Annotated in this window: 17 protein-coding genes; 13 read left to right on the forward strand and 4 right to left on the reverse strand. The window is 69.8% G+C overall.

What is annotated here, in order from left to right; all coding sequences use genetic code 11:
- The first annotated feature begins 143 nt into the window (after positions 1-143).
- The 3 genes from ABZ348_RS05040 (at position 144) to ABZ348_RS05050 (ending at position 2,918) form a co-directional block, all read left to right on the forward strand.
- Entirely contained in the window at positions 144-797 is a 654-nt protein-coding gene (locus tag ABZ348_RS05040; RefSeq protein WP_358929431.1) for a DUF4360 domain-containing protein, read from the forward strand.
- Between the two features lie 346 nt (positions 798-1,143).
- The gene (locus ABZ348_RS05045; RefSeq protein WP_358929433.1) at positions 1,144-2,355 is read left to right on the forward strand and encodes a pyridoxal phosphate-dependent aminotransferase; all 1,212 of its coding nucleotides are present in this window, start codon (positions 1,144-1,146) and stop codon (positions 2,353-2,355) included.
- 176 nt (positions 2,356-2,531) lie between these two features.
- Positions 2,532-2,918: a hypothetical protein gene (locus ABZ348_RS05050; protein WP_358929435.1), complete on the forward strand. Its 387-nt coding sequence runs from the start codon at positions 2,532-2,534 to the stop codon at positions 2,916-2,918.
- A gap of 335 nt (positions 2,919-3,253) precedes the next feature.
- Here ABZ348_RS05050 and ABZ348_RS05055 read toward each other — a convergent pair whose 3' ends face one another.
- Positions 3,254-5,074 carry a phosphoenolpyruvate carboxykinase (GTP) gene (locus tag ABZ348_RS05055; RefSeq protein WP_358929437.1) on the reverse strand — a complete coding sequence of 607 codons (1,821 nt, stop codon included), beginning with the start codon at positions 5,072-5,074 and terminating at the stop codon, positions 3,254-3,256.
- Positions 5,075-5,377: 303 nt separating this feature from the next.
- On the opposite strand from ABZ348_RS05055, the gene ABZ348_RS05060 reads away from it, so the two are divergent.
- Positions 5,378-6,064 (forward strand): hemolysin III family protein, encoded by a 687-nt coding sequence (locus tag ABZ348_RS05060; protein ID WP_358929439.1) that lies wholly within the window; start codon positions 5,378-5,380, stop codon positions 6,062-6,064.
- A gap of 81 nt (positions 6,065-6,145) precedes the next feature.
- Positions 6,146-6,805, forward strand: a complete 660-nt coding sequence (locus ABZ348_RS05065) for a TetR family transcriptional regulator (protein ID WP_358929441.1) — start codon at positions 6,146-6,148, stop codon at positions 6,803-6,805.
- 73 nt (positions 6,806-6,878) lie between these two features.
- Here the strand turns inward: ABZ348_RS05065 and ABZ348_RS05070 are convergent, their stop codons facing one another.
- Complete coding sequence (locus ABZ348_RS05070; RefSeq protein ID WP_358929443.1) at positions 6,879-8,888, reverse strand: thioredoxin domain-containing protein; 2,010 nt, start codon at positions 8,886-8,888, stop codon at positions 6,879-6,881.
- A 178-nt stretch (positions 8,889-9,066) separates the two neighbouring features.
- Between ABZ348_RS05070 and ABZ348_RS05075 the strand changes: the two genes are divergently transcribed.
- The 7 genes from ABZ348_RS05075 (at position 9,067) to ABZ348_RS05105 (ending at position 18,575) form a co-directional block, all read left to right on the forward strand.
- Positions 9,067-9,339, forward strand: a complete 273-nt coding sequence (locus tag ABZ348_RS05075; RefSeq protein WP_358929445.1) for a hypothetical protein — start codon at positions 9,067-9,069, stop codon at positions 9,337-9,339.
- Positions 9,336-9,743, forward strand: coding sequence for a PIN domain-containing protein (locus tag ABZ348_RS05080; RefSeq protein WP_358929447.1), 408 nt, complete (start codon positions 9,336-9,338; stop codon positions 9,741-9,743). The genes ABZ348_RS05075 and ABZ348_RS05080 overlap by 4 nt, the downstream gene beginning before the upstream one ends.
- A 135-nt stretch (positions 9,744-9,878) precedes the next feature.
- Positions 9,879-10,253 (forward strand): hypothetical protein, encoded by a 375-nt coding sequence (locus tag ABZ348_RS05085; protein WP_358929449.1) that lies wholly within the window; start codon positions 9,879-9,881, stop codon positions 10,251-10,253.
- A gap of 76 nt (positions 10,254-10,329) precedes the next feature.
- On the forward strand, positions 10,330-13,542 hold the full coding sequence (locus tag ABZ348_RS05090; RefSeq protein WP_358929451.1) for a tetratricopeptide repeat protein: 3,213 nt from the start codon (positions 10,330-10,332) through the stop codon (positions 13,540-13,542).
- Positions 13,543-13,774: 232 nt separating this feature from the next.
- Positions 13,775-16,168 (forward strand): hypothetical protein, encoded by a 2,394-nt coding sequence (locus ABZ348_RS05095; RefSeq protein ID WP_358929453.1) that lies wholly within the window; start codon positions 13,775-13,777, stop codon positions 16,166-16,168.
- Positions 16,165-17,451 (forward strand): CHAT domain-containing protein, encoded by a 1,287-nt coding sequence (locus ABZ348_RS05100; protein WP_358929455.1) that lies wholly within the window; start codon positions 16,165-16,167, stop codon positions 17,449-17,451. Before ABZ348_RS05095 ends, ABZ348_RS05100 begins: the two co-directional genes overlap by 4 nt.
- Positions 17,452-17,597: 146 nt before the next feature.
- Complete coding sequence (locus tag ABZ348_RS05105) at positions 17,598-18,575, forward strand: hypothetical protein (protein WP_358929457.1); 978 nt, start codon at positions 17,598-17,600, stop codon at positions 18,573-18,575.
- Between the two features lie 24 nt (positions 18,576-18,599).
- Here ABZ348_RS05105 and ABZ348_RS05110 read toward each other — a convergent pair whose 3' ends face one another.
- A complete protein-coding gene (locus tag ABZ348_RS05110) occupies positions 18,600-19,349 on the reverse strand; it encodes a TetR/AcrR family transcriptional regulator (protein WP_358929459.1) in 750 nt (249 codons plus the stop codon).
- A 273-nt stretch (positions 19,350-19,622) separates the two neighbouring features.
- Between ABZ348_RS05110 and ABZ348_RS05115 the strand changes: the two genes are divergently transcribed.
- On the forward strand, positions 19,623-20,843 hold the full coding sequence (locus ABZ348_RS05115) for a saccharopine dehydrogenase C-terminal domain-containing protein (protein WP_358929461.1): 1,221 nt from the start codon (positions 19,623-19,625) through the stop codon (positions 20,841-20,843).
- Positions 20,844-20,865: 22 nt separating this feature from the next.
- Here ABZ348_RS05115 and ABZ348_RS05120 read toward each other — a convergent pair whose 3' ends face one another.
- On the reverse strand, positions 20,866-21,585 hold the full coding sequence (locus ABZ348_RS05120) for a helix-turn-helix domain-containing protein (RefSeq protein ID WP_358929463.1): 720 nt from the start codon (positions 21,583-21,585) through the stop codon (positions 20,866-20,868).
- Between the last annotated feature and the right edge of the window lie 60 nt (positions 21,586-21,645).

The following is a 21,645-nucleotide window of genomic DNA, read 5'->3' on the forward strand; positions in this document are numbered from 1 at the left end:
TGGCAACTACACCCCCCGGTATCTAGCATTCCGCTATCCGCTCCTTCAGGAAAGTGCTTCATTCCTTGAAGGATTGTCATGACCCTGCCCGGTCATGGGCTTTTCTGGATGAAAGAATTCTCATTCCCATCGAACGGAGAATCATGTCTCGTGCACTTTTCGCAAGTGGTGCTGCGGCGGCCATATTGGCGTCACTGCTCGGTGCTTCGAACGCCTCCGCGAAAACGGTGACTTTTGCCGCACCGCCCGAGAAAATCACCATCGACATCGCGACCATCAATGGATCGGGCTGTCACCCCGGCACCGCGGCCGTGGCCGTCTCCGAGGACAACACCGCCTTCACCGTGACCTACAGCGACTACCTCGCCAAGGTGGGAGTCGGCGCCTCGCCCACCGACTTCCGCAAGAACTGCCAGCTCAGCCTGGTGCTCCATGTGCCGCAGGGCTTCACGTACGCAATCGCCAGCACCGACTACCGCGGCTTCGCCAGCCTGGAGCCCACCGCGATCGGCACCCAGAAGGCGTCGTACTACTTCCAGGGTTCGCCGGTCACGGCCTCCCGCACCCACAACTTCCGCGGCCCCCTGAACGACAACTGGCAGGCCACCAACTCCACCGAGTGGGGCCAGCTGGTCTGGGCTCCCTGCGGAGTGAAGCGCAACTTCAACGTGAACACCGAATTGCGGGTGAGCCCCGGGCTCTCCGACCGGACGAAGACCACCAGCTTCATGGCGATGGACTCCACTGACGGCGCCATCGACACCGTCTACCGCCTCGCCTGGAAGGAATGCCCCTGAACAGCTGACCCCCTGGCGTTGAGGTAAGTGAGCAACCCCGCCCCGGCCGCTTCCTTCCGACGGCCGGGGCGGTGACTTTCTCCCTCTTTCATGGTTTTCGGCCTCGCGGAGCCTCCTCATTAGGGCCCTTACGGGCGAGGTGACGAGCGCAACATTCATCCCCCACTGACGGTCGGCCCGGGGGCGAACCGCAGGTTCCGGGCTCATCCGGGGAACGTTTTCCAAGGACGCGGGCCACTCTCGCCAAATGAAGCACCAAAGAGGACATTCCCGTACCGGTGCTCCTTGTCGCGAGTCGCAGAAAAACGCACGGCGCCCGCCGATACGCAGCCGTAAGCTCACGGTCATGCAGGTGATCCAGTCGACGAAGCTCGCGAATGTCTGTTACGAGATCCGGGGTCCGGTCCTTGAGGAAGCAATGCGGCTGGAGGCAGCAGGGCAGCGCATCCTCAAGCTCAACACCGGCAACCCGGCAGCCTTCGGGTTCGAATGCCCGCCCGAGATCCTGGAGGACATCCTCCGCAACCTCGGCAGCGCACACGGATACGGCGACGCCAAGGGGCTGCTGTCCGCACGGCGCGCGGTGATGCAGCACTACCAGACCAAGGGCATCGAGTTGGACGTCGAGGACGTCTACCTCGGCAACGGCGTCTCCGAGCTGATCCAGATGTCGATGCAGGCACTGCTCGACGACGGCGACGAGGTGCTCGTACCCGCCCCGGACTATCCGTTGTGGACCGCATCGGTGTCACTGGCCGGCGGTACGGCCGTGCACTACCGCTGCGACGAGCAGTCCGACTGGATGCCGGACCTCGCGGACATCGAGCGGAAGATCACGGACCGCACCCGTGCGATCGTGATCATCAATCCGAACAATCCCACCGGTGCGGTCTACGACGACGAGATGCTGCGCGGTCTGACCGAACTCGCCCGGCGTCATCAGCTGGTCGTCTGCTCCGACGAGATCTACGACAAGATCCTCTACGACGGCACGACCCACACGCCGACCGCCGCGATCGCCCCGGACCTCCTCGTCCTCACCTTCAACGGGCTCTCGAAGAACTACCGCGTGGCCGGGTACCGCACCGGGTGGATGGCGGTCTGTGGGCCCAAGGACCACGCGGCCTCCTACATCGAGGGGCTGACCGTCCTCGCCAACATGCGGCTCTGCGCCAACATGCCCTCCCAACACGCGGTGGCGACGGCGCTCGGCGGTCGACAGTCGATCGAGGACCTGGTGCTCCCCGGCGGGCGCATCCTGGAGCAGCGGAACGTCGCGTACGACCTGGTCACGCAGATTCCCGGGGTGACCTGCGTCAAGCCCAAGGGTGCGCTCTACCTCTTCCCCCGGCTCGATCCACAGGTCTACAAGATCAAGGACGATCGACAGATGGTCCTCGACCTCCTCCGGGCCGAGAAGATCATGGTGGTGCACGGGACCGGGTTCAACTGGCCGGAACCGGATCACTTCCGGATCGTGACCCTGCCCGCCGCGCCGGAACTCGCGGACGCGATCACCAGGATCGGATCCTTCTTGGACGGCTACGGCCAGCCCTAGGTCAATGCCACCGCAGGTACGGCCATGCCCTCCGTCCCGGGACGCGGAGGGCATGGCCGTACCTGGGGTGGCACCTGCCCGCTCGGTCTGCGCACCCCACGAATCCGACCGAAGTCAACTTTAGACTTGATCTAAGCTAGGATGGTCTCCTGGAAGTGAGCAGGAGGCTATCCCCCATGTACGAGCCGATCCGCACCAAGTCCGTCCACTCCACTCCCCCGTCCGACGGCTATCCGCACCGGAGCCGCGAGGAGGAGTTGGACATTCAACTGGCCGGCCATCTCTCCGCGCTGCTGACCGTCACCGACGAGTTGGCCCTGAGCGAACCCGCCGAACGCATCGCCGCCCAGATCACCCGGTTGCGGGGCGCGGCACCCGTGCGCCGCCGGGCGGTGAGCGCGGGCGATCCACAGGTTCTGCACCGAAGGGCGCACGCCCTCGCGGGCCGGGCGCTGGTGGTCGCCGCCTCCCGCGCCGACACCACGGTCGCCATCCTCGCCGCGGAACGCATGGATGCCCATGCCGCGGCCCTGGACGCGCCCCGACTGGTCGGGGCCCACTGACGGCCCCGGTCCACGGGCCGCTCAGGCACGTGGACCGGGTGCCCTGCACGAGCTCACAGCGTCCGGCCCGTCCCCGGAGATAAAACGAACGGCCCCCGGAAGCCGTGAGGGGGCTTCCGGGGGCCGGGGCGGGCGCGATGGCGCCCCTGGGGCCCGTCCTGGATCGGTCTGCGGACCAGCCCGACCGCTGGTGCAGCCCGACCACAGGTCGGGCCCCTGTCGCGACAGACCGTGGCGACCCCACGGGTCAGGGCGGATGTCGAGTGTTCTGCCGCGACGCTTTCGGGTGCCCGGCCGCTGCCGCCCGTGGCCCCGGACGGCAGCGGAGTCGGGCGTCAGCCCAGTCGGGCCACCAGTGCGTGGTACTCGTCCCACAGCTCCTTCGGGGTGTGGTCACCGAAGGTGTTGAGGTGCTCGGGCACGAGCGCGGCTTCCTCGCGCCAGACCTCGGTGTCGACCTTCAGCAGGAAGTCGAGGTCGTCGGAGGCCAGCTCCAGACCTTCGGTGTCCAGCGCCTCGGCGGTCGGCAGGATGCCGATGGGGGTCTCGACACCGTCCGCCTTGCCTTCGAGACGCTCGACGATCCACTTCAGCACGCGGCTGTTCTCGCCGAAACCGGGCCAGACGAACGTGCCGGCGTCGTTCTTGCGGAACCAGTTGACGTAGTAGATCTTGGGCAGCTTGGCCGGGTCGGCGCTCTCGCCGACCTTGAGCCAGTGGGCCATGTAGTCGCCCATGTTGTAGCCGCAGAAGGGGAGCATCGCGAACGGGTCGCGGCGGAGCTCGCCCACCTTGCCCTCGGCCGCCGCGGTCTTCTCGCTCGCCACATTGGCGCCCAGGAACACGCCGTGCTGCCAGCTGAACGACTCCGTGACCAGCGGGACGGCGCTGGCGCGCCGGCCGCCGAAGAGGATCGCGGAGATCGGAACGCCCTTCGGGTCCTCCCACTCGGGGGCGACCGTCGGGCACTGGGCCGCGGGCACGGTGAAGCGGGCGTTGGGGTGGGCGGCCGGGGTGCTGGACTCCGGGGTCCAGTCATTGCCCTTCCAGTCGGTGAGGTGGGCCGGAGTCTCCTCCGTCATGCCCTCCCACCAGATGTCGTTGTCGTCCGTGAGGGCGACGTTGGTGAAGACCGCATTGCCCCACAGCGTCTTCATGGCGTTGGCGTTGGTGTGCTCGCCGGTGCCGGGGGCGACGCCGAAGAAGCCGGCTTCGGGGTTGATCGCGTACAACCGACCGTCCTCGCCGAACCGCATCCAGGCGATGTCGTCGCCGATGGTCTCCACGGTCCAGCCGGGGATCGTGGGCTCCAGCATGGCGAGGTTGGTCTTGCCGCAGGCGGAGGGGAAGGCCGCGGCGATGTACTGGGACTCGCCCTTGGGCGGGGTGAGCTTGAGGATCAGCATGTGCTCGGCGAGCCAGCCCTCGTCACGGGCCATGACGGAGGCGATCCGCAGGGCGTAGCACTTCTTGCCGAGCAGGGCGTTGCCGCCGTATCCGGAACCGTACGACCAGATCTCGCGGCTCTCGGGGAAGTGGGAGATGTACTTGGTGGAGTTGCAGGGCCACGGAACGTCCGGCTGGCCCTCGGCGAGGGGGGCACCCAGGGTGTGGACGGCCTTGACGAAGAAGCCGTCGGAGCCGAGTTCGTCCAGGACGGGCTTGCCCATGCGGGTCATGGTGCGCATGGCGACGGCGACGTAGGCGGAGTCGGTGATCTCGACGCCGATCGCGGACAGCGGCGAGCCGACGGGGCCCATGCAGAAGGGGACGACGTACATCGTGCGACCGCGCATGGCGCCGCGGAAGATGCCCTGCTCACCGGTGAAGATCTCCCGCATCTCAGCGGGGGCCTTCCAGTGGTTGGTCGGGCCTGCGTCCGCCTCCTTCTCCGAGCAGATGAAGGTGCGGTCCTCCACCCGGGCGACGTCGGACGGGTCGGACGCGGCGTAGTACGAGTTCGGACGCTTGATCGGGTCCAGGTTCTTGAAGGTGCCCTTGGCGACGAGCTCCTCGCACAGGCGCTCGTACTCGGCCTCGGAACCGTCGCACCAGACCACGCTGTCCGGCTCGGTGATTGCTGCGATCTCGTCGACCCAGGAGATCAGCTCCCGGTGATGAGTGGGGACAGTGGGAGCCGCGATGTCGCGCGCCACGATCGCTCCTAAGTGAGGGGTTTGGGATGGTTGCCCCGTGGGGGCTGCGACCCGGATGCTTCGTAGCCGCTCATCCGGTGCCGACCGCACTCATCTGATCATCCGTGGCTCACGCCCATATGTCCAGAGGGCATCTCACGTGAGCATCGCCACTCGTGTCGCGCCCCGGCCGCCACCCGAAGGGCCGGCGGCCGCACCGTCGGGTTCTGTCATAAAGGTCATATAAGCGCTGGTCACATCGATCTGCGCGTGAAAGTGCGGCAGCTGTGTGGGACCTACGGTTCCGTAGGTACCATCCAAAGCATGACCTCTGCCGCGAACTCCGCCGCGCCCGAAGTGACCGAGATAGAGCCCATGCCCGTCAAGCCGAGGATGCGCGGTTGGATTCACGCCGGAATGTTCCCTGCGGTGGTCGTCGCGGGCCTGACGCTCACGGCCCTGGCCGGCACCACACGGGCCCGCGTGGCCTGCGCGATCTACGTGCTGACCGCCTGCCTGCTGTTCGGCGTGAGCGCGCTCTACCACCGCGGCAACTGGGGTCCGCGCGGCGAGGCCATCCTGCGCAGGCTGGACCACGCGAACATCTTTCTGATCATCGCGGGCACCTACACCCCGCTCACGATGCTCCTGCTCCCCGATTCCACCGCGCGGCCCCTGCTGTGGGCGGTCTGGGCCGCGGCGGCTGCCGGCATCGCCTTCCGGGTGCTGTGGGTCGGTGCACCACGATGGCTCTACACCCCGTGCTACATCGCGATGGGCTGGGCCGCGGTCTTCTTCCTGCCCGACTTCATGCGCACCGGGGGGATCGCCGTACTCGTCTGCGTGATCGTCGGCGGTCTGCTCTACAGCGCGGGCGGAGTGGTGTACGGGATCAAGCGGCCGAACCCCTCACCGCGCTGGTTCGGCTTCCACGAGGTCTTCCACTCCCTGACGCTGGCCGCGTTCGTGGTGCACTACGTCGGCATCTCCCTGGTCGCGTACCAGCACTGATCCCCGTCCGACCATCTCCACGGAGGTCGCCAACACCCAGCTCAGCGGCTTGGCGACGGGCCGATGCCGGACAATGAACGCATGGCCGCCCCCACACACGCCTCCGCCCCGACACCCCCGGGCGACCGCCGCACCGGATCACAGCAGTCGACAACGCCCCGACCGGGGTTGCGCGAGCGCAAGAAGGTGAAGACGCGGCTCGCGATCCGCAAGGAGACGTACCGGCTGATCGCGGAACAGGGGTACGAGGCGACGACGGTGGAGCGGATCGCGGCGGCAGCCGACGTGTCGCCCTCGACGGTGTTCCGCTACTTCCCCACCAAAGAGGACATCGTCCTCGCCGACGAGTACGACCCCGTCATCGAGGCCCAACTGCGCGCCCGGCCGGCCGGCGAACACCCGCTCGACTCGATCCGCCGGGTGATCGTGCGGGGCGTGACGTCCACGGTCACCGCGGAGCGGGACGAGATGGTGCAGCGCACCCGGCTGATGGTGGAGATCCCCGCGGTACGGGCCCGCATGGCCCAGACGATGGCCGCCACCTCCACCGTCCTCGTCCGCGTCATCGCCGATCGTGCCGGCCGGCCCCATGATGACCTGGAGGTACGGGTGCGGGTCGCGGCGGTGATGGGAGCGCTGCGCGAAGTGCTGCTGTACTGGGCCGAGCGGGGGCACCAGGACGATTTGGCAGAACTGATGGATGCTGCGCTGCTGGGGGTCGGCGCCGGCTGGCGGCCCTGACCCACTCGATCGCGCCCGGTCGGCCCGTGCCCGGCTCGGATCGCACACCGCTCACGGTTGGATTTCGTGCTCCCTACGGTTGGAGTTCACGCTCCAGGTCCGCCGGCGTGGTCACCGGCATCCGGCATACGAAGCCCCGGCACACATAGGCCGCCGCCGCGCCCGCCACCAGCGGACGGTCCCTGAGCAGGGGGAACTCCTCACCGCCCGGTTCGCCCCAGGCGACCACCGCGCCAGGGGCGCGGGCGAGGAGCGCCGCACGGTGGAGTGCGACGGCCGACGGATCAGCCGGCGGTCCCACCACCGCCACCTCGCGGGGGCCATCCAACTGTGCTTCGGCCACAGCCAGTCCCCAGCCGATGAAGCGGGGGGCCTTGGGCGCAAGGGCCTTCACCACGCCGAGGGCGTCCTCGGCCGCCGTGCGGTGAGCCGTCGAACCGGTGTGGGCGGCGTACGACAGCAGGGCGCCGGCAGCCGCCGTCCAACCCGAGGGGGTCGCGTTGTCCGTCGGGTCCTGGGGACGGCGGATCAACTGCTCGGCGTCGTGCGCCGTGTCGTACAGGGTGCCGTTCTCGCCCCTGAACTGGTCGAGCACGATGTCCAGGAGGAAGCCCGCGAACTCCAGCCACACCCCCTCGCCCGTGACACCGGCCAGGGTGAGGAAGCCCTCCGCCACATCCGCGTAGTCCTCCAGCACTCCGGCGTTGGCCCCCGCCCGCCCGTCCCGGGAGGTGCGCAGGAGCCTGGCGTGCGGGTCGAGATGGAGCCGGACCAGGAGGTCAGCGGCCTCGGTCGCACGCTCGATGAGATCGGGCCGGTCGAAGTAGGCGCCGACCTCCGCGAGGGCCGCGATCGCGAGTCCGTTCCAGGCCGACACCACCTTGTCGTCCCGCTCCGGATGAGGTCGCTCCTCCCGAGCGGCGAGCAGTCTGCGGCGCAGTTCCGGATCGGCCTCTTCGCCGGGGAGTTGGAGCACCGAGGCACCGGCTTCGAAGGTGCCTTCGGCCGTCACACCGAACAGGTCGGCCGCACGTCCGCCGTCCTGCTCGCCGAGCACCTCGCGCAGTTGCCCGGGCGTCCACGCGTAGAAGGCACCCTCGACGGTGCGACCCGTGCCGTCGTCGCTGTCCGCGTCGAGTGCGGACGCGAATCCGCCCTCGGGCGTGCGCAGTTCGCGCACCATGAAGTCAGCGGTCTCCAGTGCGATCCTGCGGGCCAGGTCAGAGCCGGTGGTGCGCCACAGATGGGCGTACACCCGGCAGAGCAGCGCATTGTCGTAGAGCATCTTCTCGAAGTGCGGAACGACCCACTCGCGATCCACCGCATAGCGGGCGAACCCGCCGCCGAGTTGGTCGTAGATGCCGCCGCGCGCCATCGCCTCACAGGTTTCGGCAACCATCTGGAGCGCGCCGTCCGCCCCGGTACGGGCATGGTGGCGCAGGAGGAACTCCAGCACCATCGACGGCGGGAACTTGGGTGCTCCACCGAATCCGCCGTGGCGTTCGTCGTAGTCCCGGGTGAGGTTGAGGAGCGCCTGAGCGAGTTGTTCCTCGCCGGGGGCTCCACCGCCGCCGTGCGTGAACGCCCGCTCGGCCAGATCCCGGGTGATCCGCTCCGCGACCTCCGCGACCTCCGTCCGCCGGTCCTTCCACGCCGCGGCAACCCCTTCGAGAACCTGCCGGAAGGAGGCCATGCCGTGGCGCGGCTCGGGCGGGAAGTAGGTACCGAAGTAGAAGGGCTCGCCGTCCGCGGTGAGGAACACGGTCATGGGCCACCCCCCCTGCCCGGTGGCCGCCTGAACGGCTTCCATATAGACGGCGTCAACGTCGGGCCGCTCCTCGCGGTCGACCTTGACGGCGACGAAGTGCTCATTCAGATAGACGGCGGTCTGCTCGTCCTCGAAGGACTCGTGGGCCATGACGTGGCACCAGTGGCACGCCGAGTAGCCGACCGACAGCAGCACGGGCAGGTCACGCCGCCGCGCTTCCTCGAAGGCCTCGGGGGTCCAGGGCCACCAGTCGACCGGGTTGTCGGCGTGCTGCAACAGATAGGGGGAGGTCTCCCCCACGAGTCGATTCGGCATCCCCCCAACCTATGCCCCCGCCCCCTTCACCCCACCCGCCAGTCGGGAACGGCGTGCCGCGGTCAGGTGGGGGCGTCTGTGGTCGGCGGGCTCGCTGGTTCTTGAGATGCGGAGCACCGCAAGCCCTCGCTCCCTCACAAACCCTCTTCTATAATAGACAATGTATTACACTAGGGCCATGAAGCCATCTCGCCCCGGGACCACCGAGAACATCTCCGTGTCCATGCCCGCCGAGCTGGTCAGCGAGCTCCGCTCCCGAACCGGCCGCCGCGGGCTGTCCAGCTACATCACCGAAGCTGTCAGACACCAGCTCGCCATGGACGGGCTCGCCGAGATCGTCACGGCCCATGAGGAAGAGCACGGCGCGCTCACGGAGCAGGAGATCGAAGCCGCTCGTCGCGAGCTGTTCGGAGACGTGAACGCCGAGGATGTCGAGCGGGGCGCCACGTGAAGGAGCAGCCAGCCCGCTCGCTGGTGCTCGACTCCGGGGCTCTCTCCCTGCTCCTACGCAACGACCGAGGCATGGCGGCTCGCATCGAGGCATCCCGACAGGTTGGGGTTCCCGTCCTCGTGTCCGCACTGACCATCGTTGAAGCAGTACACGGGAAGACTGATCTGGCGCGCTTGAAGTGGGTGCTCTCCCGGCTGCGGGTGGAACCGGTCAGCCAGGAGGACTCGCTGACCGCGGTGGCGTTGCTTCAGGACGCAGGCGGGCTGCACGGGAACAAGTACGCCATCGATGCCCTTGTCGCCGCGCTCGCGCTCCGCGTTCCGGCCCCCATGGTCGTCCTGACCTCCGACCGCGATGACTGGTCGAAACTCTGCGGGAGCCGCGTGATCGTCAGAGAGGTGTGAGCACCACTTCCTGCTGGGTGACCCCAGCCCCACCCGGAACCGCCCCCCGGTGTCGGCGCGTCCCTTGTCCCTGGGGAGGGGGTGGGCGTCGTGGAGCGGGGCGAGGTGCGGAAGCCGCCGTGGGGGGTCGGGTGTTTGAGTTTCGTGGGGAGCGGGGTTGCCGGGTACGGCATCCATCGGCTGTCCCTCGCGGCCCGGCGTGAGTGTCGCGTCGCGCAGGAGCATCGGCTTAGCGTCCTGGACTGGTGGATGTGGGAGGCGCCGCTCACGGTGCTGGTCACCGCCTTCTGCGGGTTGTTCGGATGGGCGTTGGCCGCGGCCGTGGTGCACCGGGCGGGGCCGATGGTGCGGCGGGTCGTGCCCGCGGTGGTGTTCGTCGGGGTGCTGGTTGCGCTGGCGCTCGTGCACTTCTCCTGGTTGGGGACGCCCTACGCGATGGGCACCGTCAGCGAGGGCACGTGCGGCGACGACAACGTTCCGCCCTGGTGGCCGGGCTGGCTGCCCGCATAGGGCTCTCTCGCGCGAATGCTTCGCACACAGGACACTTGGACCCGAAACGGGAACCGAATCTTGAGGGGGAACCCCTATGCGGGACAGCCATCGGACCGAAGCCGAGCGGCTGTTGGTACGCGCCGTGGAGGAAGAGACACGGCGTACGGGTGGACGGACGGACGGCGGGGCACTGTTGGCGCGGGGGCGGGCGGCGCTCGACGGGATGGCTTCGAACGCGTCCGATGAGTACGCGGCGTACGAACAGGCCCTGACCGCTGCGGAGTCGGCGAGACGGCCCCTCGGTGCGCAGTTCAGTCGGAAGAACCTCTCCACCCCGCTGGTGGTGACGGCCGTGGCCGCCGCCGCCGCGGTCAGTGCCGATATGGCGTTGGGGACGACAACGGGTACGGCGCTCGGTGCCGGGGCGATCGTCGCAGCCGCGGGGGCGGCGACCATGGTGGCCAAGGTGACCGCGTCCCACTGGCCGGCGGCCCATCGCCGGGCGGGCGCGCTCAATCAGCCGGGCGGTACCGAGCAGTTGCGGCTCCAGTGGCTGACGGCGCTGGAGGTGCGTGGCATCAGACCCTTCCTGGACCAGCAGCGGATGCTGGCCGCCGCGGCCCTTCCCGCCCAGCAGAAGCCGGCGGGGGCTTCGGTGCGGCTGCGCGGTGCGGACCGTAGCGCTGCCGCCCGGATGCGATCAGTACTGGCCCAGTCCTTCGGTCATCTACCCCAGCCCGACGGGGTGTTCAGCGGTCGACGGGACGCGATGGCGCAGATCAACCAGTGGGTGCAGGCGGGGCGCGCCACCACCGAGACCAAGCCGACGGTCGTCGTGCTGTACGGGGAGCGCGGTACGGGTCGCACCGCGCTCGCGATACGCGCGGCACACCATCTCAAGGATCAGTTCCGGGGTGCGTGCGTGGTGGGCCTGCGGGGTGACAGCGAGCATCCGCTGACCACCCGGGAGGCGTTGTTGCACCTGTTGAATCGGTTGGGCGCGCCGCGCGAGCAGTTGCTGTTCCGGGAGCGTTCGTCGACGGAGCAGCAGGTCCGCAGGTTGAGCGAGCTGTACCACCAGCAGTTGACCGGACTCCCGGTCACGGTGATCTTGGATGACGCGGGCGATGCGGAGCAGGTGCGGACCCTGCTGCCGGAGCGTTCGGACAGTCTGGTGCTGGTCACCTCCCGGGCCCGGCTGGAGCTGCCGGCCGATACCCCGGCATGGGTGCACCACCTGCCGGTGGAGGCGTTGGACACGGCGGCGGCCGAGGAATTGTTGCGCGATCAGGAGCCGGAGCCGTCGTGGGGCGTGTACGACGGCCAGTCGGTGGAGCGGCTGCGGGATGCGTGCGGCGGGTTGCCGCTGGCGCTGCGGATCGCGGGGTCCTCGCTCGGTTCGCGTACGCCGGAGCAGTTGGTCACGGCACTCAAGGAGTACGGGGACGCGAGCCCGGTGGAGCGCGCCCTCCGGCTGCGCTACGCCGATCAGCCGGACGCCGCGCGTCGACTGTTGAGGCGGCTGGCGCTGGCCGGACGGGCTTCCCTGGGGTCAGCGGCGGCGTCGGCGCTACTGGACACCGATCGGGAGGAGGCACAGCGGCTGCTCGGCGAGTTGGCCGCGGCGGGGCTGATCGACCGGGTGCGCTCGGATCGCTACCGGTTGCATGACTCTGTACGGGCCTTCGCCCGGGCCCGGTTGTTGGCGGAGGAGCCGGCCGATGCCAGGACCGCCGCGCAGGGTCGTCTGATCCAGGGCTATGCGGATCTGGCGGGTGCCGTGATCCGTATGGTCGACGGCAAGCTCTCCACCCGGGCCGGGCAGTTCGGGGCGCACGGCTTCTCCTCGCTGGAATCGGCGTTGCGCTGGCTCGACGACGAGTCGAGCTTCATCACGTCGGCGCTGCGCCACGCCGAGGGCGTGGAGCAGCAGACGGTGCTCAATCTGCTCGGCGCGCTGGCCGACTACTGCTTGCTCCGTGGTGACCTCTACCGCCTGGGGGAGATCAGTGAGCTCTCGCAGGCGGTGGATCAGGGGTTGTTGGAGCGGTCGGTGCAGTGGCGCACGGGCATCGCGGCGCGTCAGTTGGGCGAGTTGGACAAGGCGCGGACGACCCTGTCGTCGGTGGTGGGTCTGTACCGGGAGGCCCAGAACGACTCGGGTACGGCGTTGGCGTTGTGTTCGTTGGGAATCACCCTGCATCACCAGGGCAATCTGACGGAGGCCGCGGCCCGGCTGACGGAGGCCGTGGAGCTCCAGTCGTCCCCGGAGCGGGATGAGGACCGGGCGTGGTCCCTCCATGCGCTGGCCGCGGTCCGTCGGGATCAGGCGAGGCTGGCCGAGGCGCTCGACCTGTTGGCGACGGCGCAGCGGCTGCACCGCGAGGGCGAGTCGGTGCACGGCGCCGCCTGGACCCACTACCAGCTCGGGCAGGTGTACCTGCGGATGGACGATGTGCCGAGTGCGGACGGGGAGTTGCGTACGGCGCTCGATCTGTACGGGCGGACGGGGGACGCCCGTGGTGCCGCATGGGCGTTGACGCAGTTGGCGCGCGGTCGGCTGGTGCACGGTGAGCCGGCCCCTGCGGTGGACCAGTTGCGCCAGGCGCTGTCCCGGCACCGTGAGAACGAGGACGCGCGGGGTGAGGCGTGGACCCTGTACTACCTGGGTCAGGCCTTGGAGGAGCGGGGTGACGGCGATCAGGCGGTGAGGGAGTTGGAGCGGTCGCGGACGATGTTCTCGCGGATGCGCGATGTCTATGGGCTGGCATGTGCTCGTCATCATTCCGGCCGGCTGACACGTGATCTGCGGGCCGCCCAGACGGGCAATCTCCGTAACTCCGGGTTCGCCCGACAGCTATTGACGGACGCACGGGCAGACTTCCGCCGGATCGGAGTCGCCCACGGTGAGGGCTGGTGCACCCTGGAACTGGCGGTCGTCGACGCGGGCAACGGCAAGCCACAGCAGGCACTGGCCCTGTGCGACGAGGCGGTGGAGCTGTTCGCCTCGTACGGGGACGAGCGCGGCGGGGACTGGGCGCGCTTCCTGCGCTGCACCGTGCTGCCGTACGCGTCTCCCGGTGGGATCGAGGTCGGGACCGTGGTGGCACAGGAGGAGCTGGCACGGCTGCGGGAGGCGGGCCACGACACCCGGGACGCCAAGTTGGACGACTGTGCACGGGCGTTCTCGGTGATGCTGGAGCGCGGGGTGCGACTGGAGGACGGCTGGCAGGCGTGGACCCTGGGGATGGTGCCGGGACGTCATGCGCGGGAGGTGATGGGCGTTTCGGTGGTCGCGGTGAACTGATGCGTCAATACTGGGTGGTTGGGGGTGCGCGATGGCCGGAGTGCTGGGCGATGTACTCGACACCGGGCGATTGGTCGGTCGCGATGCACTGATCGCGCAGGTGGCATCCGAGGCGCACAGGGGTCCCGTGTCCGCCCGGCGCCCTGGGGGCCGGGCGGAGAGCGCAGGTCCACATGGGCTGATCACGTTGCACGGGCGCGCGGGCTCGGGCACATCTGCCGTCGCCCGTCGGGTGGCGGAGTTAATCGGTGGCGATCGCGGCCAGCCGGTGCACTGGCTGCCGTGCCCGGGCGACGACCCCCAGTCGCTCCTTCTGCTGCTCGCGGCCCGGGTCGGTGTGCCGCCCGAGGACCTGATGGGGATGGTGTGGGAGCCGCGCGAGATCTCCTGGCTCAGCCGGATCTGCCATGACGCGCTGCAACGACAACCCGCCGTGGTGGTGGTCGACGGGATACCGGCGGGGCCCAGAGGACTGTCGTTGGTGAGTGCGGTGGAGAATGCCGTGCGAGCCACCGGCGGGTTGATCGTGGTCGCTTGCGCGACGGATGTCTCCCCCCTCTTCGCCTGGAATGTCCCCCCGCTCCCCCTGCACCACAGCGCCGACCTCCTGGGCGTGCCCGATGCGGTCGCCGCGCCGCTGCACCGCGTCTGCCAGGGGTTGCCCGCCCTGCTGCGTCCGGCTCGGGCACTGCTTCGGGACGGACGGTGGGTGGGTCCGGTCCCCGGGAGCTCCGAGGAGCTGTTCCTCCGGGTGCACGAAGCCCTGAGCGGTGCCGCTCGGGAGGTGCTGTCGGCCTTCGCCGCGCTGGACCTGGCGGAGCTTCCGGACGCGATGGCCCGGGCCCTGCCCGTACCGGAGGTGGAGTCCGGCCTTCAGGAACTCCTGGCGCGGGGCGTGTTGCACCGGCCGCGCCCCGGGTACTGGCGGCTGCCCTCCGTCCTGGCCGATCTCGTACGCGTCGGACAGCGCACCCCGGGGGCGTCCGCCCTGCGCCGCGTGGAGCGGACGGTGCTGGACAGTATGTCGTCCGCGCCGCTGGAACCGTATGTCCTACTGGTCGAGCGGATGCTGGCCTCGGGCGATTCCGACGCCAGGCGCCAGGTCCCGGCGATCGCCCGGGCCCTGGTGCGGCGCAATGATCTGGCCAGGCTGCTGGTGCTCGCGCAGGTCACGGAGGTCGCCGTGCCCCTGGCGGCCCTCGCCCGCCAGGCCGGCCAGATCGACTTGGCCCAGTACATTGTCGATTCCTTCGGAGACCCAGCCGCCACCCGGTTCGAGTCGACCGTGTTGGCGCGTGAGACCGGACAACTCGGCAGGGCCGATTGGACGCTGTACATGGCAGAGGCTGAGCTGCCCCATGAGGGGAACGCCCGGTTACGGGCCGCCGTCCAGTTGGACCAGGGCCGGGTGGGTGGTGCGGCGCAGCTGATCAGGTCCGCCGTCGAACATCACCAGGTCATCGGGGACGAGAGCGGCGAGGCATGGGCCGCGTACGAGTACGGGCGGCTACGACTGGTGGTGGGCGACCCCGAGGGCGCCGAGGTGCATCTGCGTACCGCGCGCCGGCTCTTCGGGGTCGGCGGTGAGCTACGCGGAGTGGCCTGGGCCGATACGGGGCTGGCGTGGGCCCTGTTGTTGGGCGGCGATCCGCCCCGGGCCGTGCCGGCGCTCCAGCGGGCGGTGACCAGTCATCGGCGGGCCCATGATCCCCGCGGGGAGGGTTGGGCACTGCTCCGGTACGGCCTCGCGCTCGCCGACGAGGGCTCCCCCGACTCCGCGGAGCAGTCGCTGGAGGGTGCGTTGGACCGCTTCGAGGACGTCGACGACGCCCTCGGCGCGGCCTGGACCCGTCACCATCTGGCACTCCTTTGGTCACCCGGCAAGGTGTCGATGCCCGCGCTGTGGGACGTGGCACACGACTTCCAGACGATCGGCTGCACCGGCGGGCTGGCGTGGACCCGGCTGGAGATCGGGCGGCGTACCGCACAACAGTTGCTGATCACCGAGGCGCGCGAGCTCTTCGTGGGCATCGGGAACGAGGCCGGGGAGCACTGGGCCGACTTCACCACCGCCGTCATCGAGCGGAACGGCGATGCACGGGTGCGCGCGCTGAAGGAGTTGAGCCGCTTCCACCCGCCCGCCCTGTTACCGAGGGCGCCCGCCGCCCATGTTCCGCGGGCCGCGCGCTACACGGTTCCCGAACCCCTGCCGGACGGCCGGGCATCGACGGGAGCCTGCCGCCCCGAGGATCAGTGCAGGGTCAGGCTCACCCTCCTGGACGAGGTGTACGAGGGCGGCACCGCGCGGATCACGGTGGGCGTCGAACCGGGTACCGCCCACCCGTGGGCGGTCGTAGGCCCCGAGGACACTCCGCTGCTCAGTGTGAGTGCGACGCCACTCGGGGACGCCGAACTGCGTCCCGAACACCCGGTGACGGTCTGGCCTTCCGCCGGGGCCGGGGAAGGGGGGCGTTCGGAGTTTCGGATCACGCCCCGTCGAGCCGGTCCGCTCCGGCTGCGGTTCACGGTCGAGGACCAGCACAGCGGTGTGGTGCTCCAGCAGGTGGAGACGGAAGTCCAGGTGCTCACACCCGCTTTGGTGCCCTCGACGCGGGGGGAGGGATGAACCCGATGGTCCGCGAACTGCCCGTCCGGATCGTGGAGGACCCCAGCCGGGGGTTCACCACACTGCCCCGGCGCACCATGGCGGCCCCCGATCTGGTGCTCGCCCTCGATGTGCTCGGGGACGACCGTCTCCAGTTGCGGATGTACGGGCCCGCGGTCCCGGTCATCGGCACGGAACACCGGGTGGTCGTCCACCGCAGGCCCGGGGAGATCCGTGGAGTGGCGTCCCGGCTCCGGCACCTGTGGAAGCGGGAGCTGATCGACCTCCAGCCGTTGGACGCCCGCGGCCGACCGGCGCGCAGCCGGGCGGTGCTGCCGTACGCGACACAACTCGACCTCACCGGGGAGCCGGAGCACGAGTTGTCCGGGGTGCTGACGGAACTCGCCGATCAAGGGGCGCATCTGCTGTTCCGGCTGCTCCTCGCGTCCGACGGGCGGGGAGACGTGGAACGGTTCCGGACGGTGTTGCTCTCGGTACTGGCCGGTCCGCCCCTGCGCATCCGGGTCGACTCGGACCTCTTCCTGCCCTGGGGGATGCTGGCGCTGCCGGCCCGGGGCATGGGCGGAGGCGGACCGTCGGCGTTGTTCTCCCGGTTCCTCGGCCACCGCCATCAGATCGAGCAGGCGGGCGGCCACTACATCGCCGCGCCGGACGGGCTCCGGCCGCCGCCCCGGATTCCCGTCGTGTCCCTGAACCACGACACCACGATCGATCCGGCCGGACGCACCCGGGCCGCCGACGTGGCCGCCGCGCTGGCGAAGAACACCGCGTTCACCGAGCGCACCACGCGCCGTGAGCTGTTGCGGGCCCTGGAAGACGGCACGCTGAACGAGCAGTTGATGTACTTCTGGTGCCACGGCAGCTTTCGCAGCGACGAAGGCCAGACATCCTGTCTGGTGGTGCGGCTCACCGACGGCGGTGAGATCGACGCGTACACCGTGGCCGCCCGGCCCGCGGCGGGGGACGAACCGGAGGCGTTCACGCCGCTGGTCCTGCTGAACGCCTGTTACGCCGGGCTGTCGGGCGGTGCCGATCTGGCCTATCTGGGACGGGCGTTGATCGAGCGCGGCGCACGGGGGGTCATCGGACCCCAGATCGAGATGCCGCAGGTGTTCGCCGCCGAGTACGCGCTGGCGTTCGTCACCCGGTATCTGGAGGGCGATCGGACGGCGGGGGCGATCGCGCACGAACTGGCGCGGCACTTCGCAGACGAGTACCGCAACCCGTTGGGGTTCGCCTACGGCTTGCACGGCGGCATGGACGAACGGCTGGAGCGCGGATGACGGCACGGCTCCCGGCGCGGTGCACCCAGCGACACGGGCACCGGCGAGACAGCCTCCGTACCTGGTCGGTCACCCCACCCGTACCGACGAACCCCGTTCCCCACCGATCGCCCCGGCCCTTTCCGGAACTCCTTGAGGCAGGTGTCATGACCGCGCTGCACATCGTCGATCTGGATGAGAGCGGCTGGTTGCTGGACGGTGGCGAACCCGTAGCGGCGGACCGGTTGGACGAACACTTCGCTGCGGTGCTGACACCGCCGGCCTGGGCCAGCGACATCATCGTCTACGTCCACGGCTGGCAGACCGCTCCCGAGTCGGCCGCGGCGGCGGCGAACCGACTGCTGGCGCTGGCCGACGAGCAGTACGCGAGCAGGCGCGCCCTCTACCCCGCGCTCGGTGAGCGGTTCGCCCCCTGGCTGGTCCTGCTGCGCTGGCCGTCGCGCAGCGGTCCGCATCTGGGCGGCTACCGTCGCATTCGCGACCGTGCGCACGCGCTGTCCGACGAGACCGGTCACGCCGGGCGGGTCATCGGACAGTTGCTGGGCTATCTCGACGGCACTCGGGTCGACCCGGCGGCGGCTCCCGTCCTCGCCAACCGTTCCGGGCAGTACTTGCACCTGGTGGGGCACTCCTTCGGCTGTCGGGTGCTGTGCGAGGCGGTGCAGTGGGCGGCACAGGGCCGGCCGGGGGCGACTTTGGGGTGGAGCAGACCGGGTCCGGCCGGGCGGCAGTTCACCGTGGATTCGATGCTGCTGCTCCAGATGGCCGCGCCGCGCGACGCCTTCGCGACGACCTTCACCGCCCTCGCGGACGCACCACTGCGCGGCCCGGTGGTCGCCACGTACGCCGAGCGGGACTGGGCGACGGGGTTGTGGCACCGGGTCGCGGAGAAGCAGCGCGGCATCGGGAGCCAGGGCATCGGTACGGCTCCCGAACCCGTGTCGTCGATCAGGATGCGGTCGGTCGCGGAGGCGTACGAACTGGGCGTGCTCGACCACTGGTTCGTCAGCGTGGACGCGGGAGGGGTCTTCACGGCCGGCCGGGGTCCTGCCGGCTCCCACTCGGACCATCTCCGTGCCGAGACCGCGCATCTGCTGCTCTCGCTGGCGAACCACAGCCGCTGACGGCCGCTGATGCTCCCGTGCAGGTCAGCGCCCCGCGGAAAGGTGGTCCTTGGGAAGTCGATCGGTGGGGAGGCGATCGGTGGGGAGGCGGGCTGCGGTGGCGTCGAGCAGCATGTCGAGGGTCGCCGGATAGGCGCTGCCCTCGACACAGCCGACCAACAGTCCCGCGGTGGCGGCGATATGGGGATGGGTGCGGGCGGTCAGCGTGCCGTAGCGGCTGCGCCACACCGCCCGGTCGGCGTCCCGCTTCTCCTCGGGAAGGGCGAGCGCCGCACCGTCGAGGGCGGCGAACGCCAGGCTGAGGTCCACCAGACTGCGGTAGACGCGCACCGTGTCGGCGTCCGCGAACCCCGCGGTGCGCAGCACTCCGAGGATCGCCTCGATCGCCGCCGCCTCATGGGGCCGTCCGGTGATGCGGCTCGCCGCGAGGACCGCGGCCTGGGGGTGGGCGAGATAGGCGGCGTGCAGTCGCAGTCCGAGGGCACGCAGATCGGACCGCCACTGACCGCTCGGCCGCCAACCGTCGATGGCACGGCCGATGAGTTCGTCGGCGATGGCCAGGGTGAGGTCGTCCATGCCGCGGAAGTACCGGTACAGGCTGCTGGGGTCGGCTCCGAGCGCGCCACCGAGTCGGCGCACGGTCAACCCCGCACCCGAGTGGTAGCGCAGCAGACGCAGGGCGGTCTCGACGATGAGCCGTTCGGAGAGCACCGCGCCCTGGCGAGTGGGCCGTCTGCGCCGGCGCTCCCCTTCGGGCACCACCTTCTTGGCCATGGTCAGCTCCTCTCCCTGCTGGGGAATCCCCCGCTGTGCACTTCTCCGGCCTGCGCTTTCCCGGCCTGCGCTTCTCCGCCGAGCACTTCCCCGGCCCCGCGCTTGTCCGCCGCCGTCAGGGGATACGGCCGTTCCTCGGTGACCCGTGGGGATTCGGGCGCCCGTGCGGCTTATGCCAACACCGTTGCGCCCGGATGTCCGCGGGGCGTTGTATCGGCGTCCGGGCTCCTCTCCACGAGCCCGAAGAACCGAGCGACGGATGGGATGGACGCGATGAGAGTTCTGCTGGTCGGCGCAGGAGGCGTGGGCAGTGCGATCACCAAGATCGCCGCCCGACGCCCGTTCCTCGATCACATGGTGGTCGCCGACTACGACCTGGGACGGGCGGAGCGTGCGGTCGCGGCGCTCGGAGAGGCGGGCGACCGCTTCACCGCGGCGCACGTGGACGCGAACGATCGGACGGCGGTGGCCGCACTGCTCACCGAGCACCGTTGCGACGTGTTGCTCAACGCCACCGATCCGCGTTTCGTGATGCCGCTGTTCGAGGCGGCTGCGTCGGCGGACACCCACTACCTGGACATGGCGATGTCGCTGTCCCGGCCGCATCCGGAGCGTCCGTACGAGGAGTGCGGCGTCAAGCTCGGCGACGAGCAGTTCGCGCAGTCGGACGCATGGGCGGACGCCGGCCGGCTGGCGCTGGTGGGCTTCGGGGTGGAGCCGGGGCTGTCGGACGTCTTCGCCCGTCATGCGGCGGACGAACTCTTCGACGAGATCGAGGAGATCGGCATCCGCGACGGCGCCAACATCACCGTCGACGGCTATGACTTCGCCCCTTCGTTCAGCATCTGGACCACGATCGAGGAGTGTCTGAACCCTCCGGTGGTCTACGAGGCGGACCGGGGGTGGTTCACCACCGAACCGTTCAGCGAGCCGGAGGTCTTCGACTTCCCCGAGGGCATCGGTCCCGTGGAGTGCGTGAACGTGGAGCACGAGGAGGTGTTGTTGGTCCCGCGTTGGGTGAAGGCGGGGCGGGTCACCTTCAAGTACGGCCTGGGCAACGAGTTCATCGAGGTGTTGAAGACCCTGCACAAGCTGGGACTCGACGGCACCGAACCGGTGACGGTGAACGGCGGTTCGGGCCCGGTCCGGGTGTCCCCGCGCGATGTGGTGGCCGCCGCACTGCCCGATCCGGCGACGTTGGGCGACCGGATGCGCGGCAAGACGTGCGCGGGCACCTGGGTCAAGGGCACCAAGGACGGACAGGCCCGCGAGGTGTACCTCTACCACGTGGTCGACAACGAGTGGTCGATGCGCGAGTACGGTTCGCAGGCCGTGGTGTGGCAGACGGCCGTCAATCCGGTGGTGGCCCTGGAGTTGGTGGCGACCGGTGCGTGGAGCGGCAGCGGGGTGCTCGGTCCCGAGGCGTTCGCACCGGGGCCGTTCCTCGATCTGCTGACCGCGTACGGGTCGCCCTGGGGGATGCGGGAGCAGTGAGCGGTCGCGGGGCGCGCGCCCGTCAGCCCGAGGGGTCCGGTCGGGCGCCCCGGGGGGCTCGGCGCTCCATGGAGTCCAGCAGCAGCCGTAGCGCGGTCTCGAAGACGTCGGCCGAGTCGACCTCGAAGAGCGGGTCGCGTACGCGGTGGATGTGCGGGTACTCCTCGGGGTCGGCGGCGCGGTAGGCGCGCTTCCAGCCGTCGGCCTCGCGCGCCTGGGTTTCGGCGTCGAGGCTGTGAAAGGCGGCCTCGCCGCCCGACCACAGCAGTGCGAAGTCGGCGACGACCCGGTAGAGCAGGGCGGCTTCGGCCGGATCGAATCCGGCGTCGCCGAGTGCTCCGATCACGGCGTCCGCCGCGTGCATTTCGGCGGGGCGGCGGGTGGTGCGGGGCCCGGAGAGCGCCGCAGCCGCGGGGTGCGCGAGGTAGGCGCCGCGCACCCGCCGGCACACGTCGGCGAGGGTGTCGGCCCAGTACGGCTGGGCCGCGAAGCCTTCGAAGGCTTCTTCGAGCAGCCGGTCGGCGACCGCGAGCAGGATGTCGTCCTTGCCGGAGAAGTGGCGGTAGACCGCGGTCTGGTCGGCGCCGAGGGCCTTGCCGAGGCGCGGCATGGAGAAGCCGTCGGTGCCGTGTTCGTCGAGGAGCTTGAGGCTCGTTTCGACGATGCGTTCCGGGGTGAGGGCGCCCCTGGGCAGCCGGGTTCGACTGGCGGCGCGGGTGGTGCGGCCGGATGTGGTGGTCACCGCTTCATCATCTCGCTTCACGAAGTCCTGTGTCACGGCTGGCGCAGATCAGGGTATATC

Source organism: Streptomyces sp. NPDC005963 (assembly GCF_040638655.1).
Lineage (GTDB): Bacteria > Actinomycetota > Actinomycetes > Streptomycetales > Streptomycetaceae > Streptomyces.

Coding starts and splice junctions, on each gene's coding strand:
- ABZ348_RS05050 (WP_358929435.1), top strand. CDS start 2,532: ATGTACGAGCCGATCCGCACCAAGTCCGTCCACTCCACTCCCCCGTCC.
- ABZ348_RS05115 (WP_358929461.1), top strand. CDS start 19,623: ATGAGAGTTCTGCTGGTCGGCGCAGGAGGCGTGGGCAGTGCGATCACC.
- ABZ348_RS05110 (WP_358929459.1), bottom strand. CDS start 19,349: ATGGCCAAGAAGGTGGTGCCCGAAGGGGAGCGCCGGCGCAGACGGCCC.
- ABZ348_RS05045 (WP_358929433.1), top strand. CDS start 1,144: ATGCAGGTGATCCAGTCGACGAAGCTCGCGAATGTCTGTTACGAGATC.
- ABZ348_RS05090 (WP_358929451.1), top strand. CDS start 10,330: ATGCGGGACAGCCATCGGACCGAAGCCGAGCGGCTGTTGGTACGCGCC.
- ABZ348_RS05105 (WP_358929457.1), top strand. CDS start 17,598: ATGACCGCGCTGCACATCGTCGATCTGGATGAGAGCGGCTGGTTGCTG.
- ABZ348_RS05065 (WP_358929441.1), top strand. CDS start 6,146: ATGGCCGCCCCCACACACGCCTCCGCCCCGACACCCCCGGGCGACCGC.
- ABZ348_RS05040 (WP_358929431.1), top strand. CDS start 144: ATGTCTCGTGCACTTTTCGCAAGTGGTGCTGCGGCGGCCATATTGGCG.
- ABZ348_RS05075 (WP_358929445.1), top strand. CDS start 9,067: ATGAAGCCATCTCGCCCCGGGACCACCGAGAACATCTCCGTGTCCATG.
- ABZ348_RS05100 (WP_358929455.1), top strand. CDS start 16,165: ATGAACCCGATGGTCCGCGAACTGCCCGTCCGGATCGTGGAGGACCCC.
- ABZ348_RS05060 (WP_358929439.1), top strand. CDS start 5,378: ATGACCTCTGCCGCGAACTCCGCCGCGCCCGAAGTGACCGAGATAGAG.
- ABZ348_RS05070 (WP_358929443.1), bottom strand. CDS start 8,888: ATGCCGAATCGACTCGTGGGGGAGACCTCCCCCTATCTGTTGCAGCAC.